This window comes from Anaerorhabdus sp. (assembly GCF_036641015.1).
Taxonomy (GTDB): domain Bacteria; phylum Bacillota_I; class Bacilli_A; order Erysipelotrichales; family Erysipelotrichaceae; genus Anaerorhabdus.
Genome location: NZ_JAVWFO010000071.1, coordinates 1 through 6073, shown reverse-complemented (window position 1 = coordinate 6073; position 6073 = coordinate 1). Strand labels below are relative to the sequence as shown.

Below are 6073 nucleotides of genomic sequence, written 5' to 3'. Positions count from 1 at the left end.
GAACTTCAGCCTTCCAAGCTGACTACGTGGGTTCGATTCCCATCATCCGCTCCAAAATTTAAATTAGAGCAAATTTTATCTAAGTGAAAAACTAAAAATAAGGCTCTGTAAAGCCGATTGTTATACTTATAACAGTCGGCTTTTTTGCGTTTTATCGAACTTCTTTAAAGCGGGTTCGACTGAGAAATGTTAGGGTATTGAGAAAGGAGGAGCTATGGCTGACAAGACCAAAAAATGTGATCTAAGTATATTAATCGGAAATAATTTTAAGAAAAAAAGATTAAAAAAAGTGTACAGTATATAGAGTGATATAAGTATTGCTGGATATGGCTTGAGTATTGGAGAAGATAATTTATACTTCAGATAGTTTAACAACTATTTTATACTCTATTTGTGAAGTTGTTTAAATGTTCAAAAATACGGAACGATATATTATTCAAAAGAAACCTTCGAGTTTTTGTTATCATGGTTGACTAATAATATTAATTACATGTAACATGAAAAAAAGTATGAACTGGAAAATAATAATGGTAGTAAATTTGAAAGTGAAGAGTATTTCGTTTTTTGGGCGAAAGACATTGTATGGATATACGAAAGAAATAATTAATATGTGCTTTTGGGTAAAATTTCCCCAAAAATATCAAATATTTTCAAGAATAAACATTAATTTTAAATTCGTGCTATTCTTTTATAGAAAATATGTATTTAAGTCATTTTATTAAGGAGGAATGGATAATGAGAAATTCTATTAAAACAACAAAAGGTAAAGTGACAGTTGGAATTTTGTTTGTACTAATTACTGTTGGAACCATGTTTGGACTAGCAGAGTATATGAAGTATCAAGAGTCGATTAAAAGTAATGTTGTATTTACGGATATTACAGCGATAGGCTTGTCAGAGGATTTGATGAATCTAATTGTCACATATGATGCGGATACTGTAGCAGTCAATAGAATCGTTGATGCAAATGAAAAAGTGGTGGATGAGCCAACTATAGGTAACTATACCATTGTGTTTGAAGCAGTAAGTAATGGACATGCAACAGAGTTCAAAAAGGCAATTACCTTCATTGATGACGAAGGACCAGAGATTTTAGGTACATCAGATAGAGAAATTGATTATGCTGCAGAGATTAATTTATTAGATGGTGTCACAGCAAAAGATAATGTGGATGGTATAGTGGAAGTGACTTCTACTCCTCTTAATAATAAATTAGTTGGAATTCAACCTGTAGAATATACTGCAAAAGATGCTGCTGGAAATGAATCTAAATTAATAATTAATGTAACAATAAAGGAACCAGCATGTGCAGTAAATGCTAAATGGAATGGTGAAGATTGTATTTGTAGCTCTGGATATTCAGGTGATGGTTGGTCTGCATGTAAAGTAGTTCAAAAGAAAACTACAACAACTGTAAGCAGCTACTTAAACAAAGGATCAACCAGTTCTTCAACTCAAAGTAGTGGAAGTGGTTCAACTTCCTCTGGTGGATTATCTTGGGAACTAGAAGTACCATCACAAGAAGCTCTAGATAAACTTTATCAAGAGGTAATGATAAGTATGGACAAGGAAATTCATGGGGAGCAAATATCGATAGTAGCGGAAATATCACGGAGTGGTGGCAATAAGTTTTGGGGCAATTTGCCCCAAGATATAAATAGAAATATTGAAGGCGGCGATATTGATCCATCTTTTTTTATTTAATATTACTAATATTAAACTTATAACCTAAAAAGGGCACATTATTAAAATATGTCCTTATAAGTAATGAGGGAGAGGATAATAGAATTACTTATTAAACTATTATCCTAGAATAATCTAAAATATTAGTTTTAATGCAAACCAAGCTATACCGATAGCGAAAACAAATAGCGCTATAGGTATAATAAAGGCGATTATACTAATAGCTAAAAATGGAATAGCTATGATAAAACCTATGAATGAAAAGATACTTCCTAATAACCAAAATAACATATGAATACCTCGTTTCTATTTACAATTATATTTTATCTAATATGAGGTTGCTACTCTACCAATTGTACTTTGCATTATAGAAACTTTTGGTTGCATTTGCTTATTTATCGAGAAATTAAAAGGTTTATACGTGATATAATAGCGGCTGGTGATAAATATGAGAAAGATGAGTAAAGTAATTCAAAAGGAAATGTTCAAGAAAAAGAATAGTAAGTATTTTCTAATATTGCTGGCATTATTCGTTGGATTTTCGTTTTATGAAATTATTCAACTACCACGTAAGCTTGAAGAAGATAGTGTTTACCTAACCAAATGTGTAGATGGTGATACTGCTCACTTTTTAATAGATGGCGAAGATACTGTCGTGAGATTTTTGGCGATAGATACACCTGAAATAGGTAAAAATAATAAGCCAACGGATGCTTATGGGAATGATGCAGCTAAGTATACTTGCTCAGCACTAGAAAATGCTAAAGTTATCAAACTGGAATACGAAGAAAACAAAATGGATAAATATGATCGAGTATTAGCATGGGTGTGGATAGATGGTCAATTATTACAAAAGTTATTAGTTGAGAAGGGGTTAGCAAGTGTAAAATATTTATATGATGATTATAAATATACCTCAATTGTTCAAAAGGCAGAAGAAAATGCTAAACAAAATAAGAATGGTATATGGAATAATTAATGAGCCTTCTTACTAAATTTAAATCAATGTGCTAAAATCATTTTAAGAATTTTGGAGGTAGAATATGAATAAAGTAGGTCTTATTCTTGAGGGTGGTGGAATGCGTGGAGTTTTTACAACTGGCGTATTGGATTGTTTTCTAGATAATAATATAGAATTTAATGAAATTATAGGGGTATCTGCTGGGGCTTGCCATGCGTGTAGTTATGTTTCTAAACAAAGAGGTAGAGCAAAATCAATTAACGTAGATTATATAGATGATAAACGATATTGTAGTGTATATAGTTTAATTACAACTGGTGATATGTTTGGTGTAGATTTTGTTTATGGTGAGATACCCAATGTTTTAAATCCTTTTGACCATGATACTTATAATCATTCAAATACCAAAGTCTATGCTGCTGTAACTAATATTGAGACTGGTAAGCCTGAGTATCATTTGTTAGATGATATGACTGTTAAAATTGATAATTTACGTGCATCAGCTTCTCTTCCGTTTGTTTCAAGAGTTGTGAATATAGACGGGCAGAAGTATTTAGATGGTGGATTAATTGATTCTATTCCTATAAAAAAGATAGAAACAGATGGATTTAAAAAGAATGTAATTGTTCTTACGCAACCGAAAGGTTATCGTAAAAGTGAAAATAAATTAGCGCCTTTAGCTAAATTAATCTATCGTAAATACCCCAAAATGTTTAATATAATGAAACAACGTCATATTTTATATAACGATACAGTTGATTATATTGAGCAACAAGAGGCGCTTGGAAATCTATTTGTTATTCAGCCAAAAGAAAAACTTAACATTGGTAGAATTGAGAAAGATAAATCTAAGCTAGAAGCGATTTATAAATTAGGTTACGAATGTACTCAAGATGTTTTGGATCAATTGAAATCATATATGGAAAAATAAAAAAGTATGCTTATTAATTTAAGCGTACTTTTTAGTTAAAATTTTTTAAATCATGTATATTCTCGATAAAACATAAATTATTATTTGGGAAAGTTTCGTTAAATTCATTAATGTATTGGTTCATTTTACTAAATAACTCAGGATCATGACAATCTAAACCGTATACAAAACGGTTATCATATTTTTGATAAATTGGTAAAGCATTTTTATTAGGATAGAAATATGAGGTGCCATCACTAAAATCGTGAAGACCATAAGATAATCCCTTTAAATTTATTTCGATAGGGGTATTGTACTTCTTAGCAGTTTTACAAATTGTATCGATTACTTCGGTACATTGTTTATTCCAGGAGTTTCTTGCTAACATAAAATATTCTAAGTGTGCAACATAACTAAAGTATCCAGATTCAATTCCAGCACATACCAATTCAGCGTATTTTTCTATTTCTTCATCTGTAGCACTTATACAAAAATCAATTCCATCAATGTTAGGGTAATGCTGTCCGAGAATTAAATAATCAACACGTTCCAGTAGTTCACTGTAATAAGCGTTTTTATTAGGGTAATATTCGCATTCAAATCCTAAATAAATAGTAATTTGATTTTTATATTTCTCTTTCAAGAATTGAATAGACTCAATGTAATCTTCTAATTCATCATATCTCATTCGATCATGATCAGAGTAACTATCTGTATAAGGAACATGATCACTAAATCCTAAGTGTTTTATACCATTCTTGATTGCAGCTAGTACATATTCTTCATCTTTTCCTATTGCGTGATTGCATCTAGTGGTATGGGTATGAATATTAAAGTCTTGCATAATAAACCCTCCTTTTAAATACTTTACAAATTATATCATGATAAGGATAAAGATAATGTTAAAAATAGTTTAAAAAGTAATTGAATTGGTACTGATAGTAATGATACACTATACCTATTAATTTTTGAGGGGTATAGGGAAATGGAAAAGATCAATAAGATAACTGATGGTGTCATATGGAAGCAAATATTAATCTTCTTTTTTCCAATTTTGTTGGGGTCTTTTTTTCAACAACTTTATAATACCGTTGATGCAATTATAGTAGGTCAATATGTGGGTTCAAATGCATTGGCTGCGGTTGGAGGTTCAAGTGCTCAAATTATTAATTTTCTTGTAGGTTTCTTTTTAGGTATATCATCTGGGGCAAGTATTATTATTTCTAGATATTATGGTGCCAAAAATAAAGAGAAAACATCTAAAGCAGTACATACAGCAATTTTACTCGCGATAACATTTGGAATCATACTTATGATTTTGGGTTACTTTTTTGCACCCAGTGCGTTAAAGATGATGGGAGAACCAGATGCTATCTTTACGTTATCACTAGATTATATTCGTATTTATTTCTTTGGCTCAATTTTCTCACTAACTTATAATATTGGTGCTGGTATATTGAACGCAATTGGCGATTCTAAGAAACCTCTTTATTTCTTAATTTGTTCAACAGTTATAAATGTTATATTGGATATTTTATTTGTAAGAGGATTTGGATTAGGCGTACAGGGTGTTGCGATAGCGACAATCATTTCTCAATTCTGTAGTGCTTGTTTGGTGTTATTCTCGTTATCTCGTACAAAAGATTTACATCGTTTCGAATTTAAAAAATTACGCTTTGATACAGAAATACTTAAGAAAGTAATTTATATTGGTTTTCCAGCGGGTATTCAATCAACGATGTATTCTATTTCTAATATATTTATTCAAAGTAGTGTAAATTCTTTTGGTACTGATACTATTGCAGCCTATACTGTTTATGGAAAAATTGATGGATTATTCTGGATGATGATGAATGCATTTGGTATTTCTGCGATGACATTTGCGGCGCAAAATTTTGGGGCTCATAAATTAGATCGTGTACATAAGTGCGTTAAGACATGTCTAATAATGTCATTTTGTTCAACAATTGTTGTTAGTATATTCTTGTATTTTAGTTCTACAATGTTTTTTCAAGTTTTCACCGATGATGTAAATGTAATAACGATAGGTAATAGTATGTTGCGTTTCTTAGTGCCGATGTATTTTACATGGGTGTGTATTGAAATACTATCAAGTGTAATTCGTGCATCGGGTGATTCTTTAGGTCCACTAATTATCAGTGCAATAGGAATATGTTTAATGCGTGTATTATGGGTATTCTTTGTGGTTCCAGCAAATCATGATATACTTGTATTAATAGCTAGTTATCCAGTAACTTGGGTATTGTGTTCGCTAGCATTTATAATTTACTATAGAAAGAAGAAAAAAGAATGGTTTTAATTGATACTATGGAGAAAAATTATGGGAAACAATAATAAAAAAATGAATATCGGTGATGGATTAGGGGTTTCTCTAGGGCTTTGTTTTGGTGTAATGTTTGGTGTCATCTTTAAAAATTTAGCGCTAGGTATTGGTATAGGTTTGTGTATAGGCGGTTGTGTAGATGCCTATAATAGGAAAAAGAATAAAGCGGATGAAT

General features: G+C 30.9%; 6 protein-coding genes. 4 read left to right on the top strand and 2 right to left on the bottom strand.

The window, feature by feature from the left end; all coding sequences use genetic code 11:
- Window positions 1–735: 735 nt before the first annotated feature.
- Complete coding sequence (locus RR430_RS08610; RefSeq protein WP_332488021.1) at window positions 736–1704, top strand: hypothetical protein; 969 nt, start codon at window positions 736–738, stop codon at window positions 1702–1704.
- Window positions 1705–1818: 114 nt separating this feature from the next.
- Here the strand turns inward: RR430_RS08610 and RR430_RS08605 are convergent, their stop codons facing one another.
- Window positions 1819–1974, bottom strand: a complete 156-nt coding sequence (locus tag RR430_RS08605) for a hypothetical protein (protein WP_332488023.1) — start codon at window positions 1972–1974, stop codon at window positions 1819–1821.
- Between the two features lie 157 nt (window positions 1975–2131).
- On the opposite strand from RR430_RS08605, the gene RR430_RS08600 reads away from it, so the two are divergent.
- Both RR430_RS08600 and RR430_RS08595 read left to right on the top strand, forming a co-directional pair.
- The gene (locus tag RR430_RS08600; RefSeq protein WP_332488024.1) at window positions 2132–2662 is read left to right on the top strand and encodes a thermonuclease family protein; all 531 of its coding nucleotides are present in this window, start codon (window positions 2132–2134) and stop codon (window positions 2660–2662) included.
- A gap of 64 nt (window positions 2663–2726) precedes the next feature.
- Window positions 2727–3575, top strand: coding sequence for a patatin-like phospholipase family protein (locus RR430_RS08595; RefSeq protein WP_332488026.1), 849 nt, complete (start codon window positions 2727–2729; stop codon window positions 3573–3575).
- A gap of 31 nt (window positions 3576–3606) precedes the next feature.
- Here RR430_RS08595 and RR430_RS08590 read toward each other — a convergent pair whose 3' ends face one another.
- Window positions 3607–4398: a histidinol-phosphatase gene (locus RR430_RS08590; RefSeq protein WP_332488027.1), complete on the bottom strand. Its 792-nt coding sequence runs from the start codon at window positions 4396–4398 to the stop codon at window positions 3607–3609.
- 141 nt (window positions 4399–4539) lie between these two features.
- Between RR430_RS08590 and RR430_RS08585 the strand changes: the two genes are divergently transcribed.
- Window positions 4540–5874, top strand: a complete 1335-nt coding sequence (locus RR430_RS08585) for an MATE family efflux transporter (RefSeq protein WP_332488028.1) — start codon at window positions 4540–4542, stop codon at window positions 5872–5874.
- Window positions 5875–6073 lie beyond the last annotated feature (199 nt).

What these genes read in the sequence shown, in the direction of transcription:
- RR430_RS08605 (WP_332488023.1), bottom strand. Translation starts at nt 1,974, where the DNA reads ATGTTATTTTGGTTATTAGGAAGTATCTTTTCATTCATAGGTTTTATC.
- RR430_RS08595 (WP_332488026.1), top strand. Translation starts at nt 2,727, where the DNA reads ATGAATAAAGTAGGTCTTATTCTTGAGGGTGGTGGAATGCGTGGAGTT.
- RR430_RS08590 (WP_332488027.1), bottom strand. Translation starts at nt 4,398, where the DNA reads ATGCAAGACTTTAATATTCATACCCATACCACTAGATGCAATCACGCA.
- RR430_RS08610 (WP_332488021.1), top strand. Translation starts at nt 736, where the DNA reads ATGAGAAATTCTATTAAAACAACAAAAGGTAAAGTGACAGTTGGAATT.
- RR430_RS08600 (WP_332488024.1), top strand. Translation starts at nt 2,132, where the DNA reads ATGAGAAAGATGAGTAAAGTAATTCAAAAGGAAATGTTCAAGAAAAAG.
- RR430_RS08585 (WP_332488028.1), top strand. Translation starts at nt 4,540, where the DNA reads ATGGAAAAGATCAATAAGATAACTGATGGTGTCATATGGAAGCAAATA.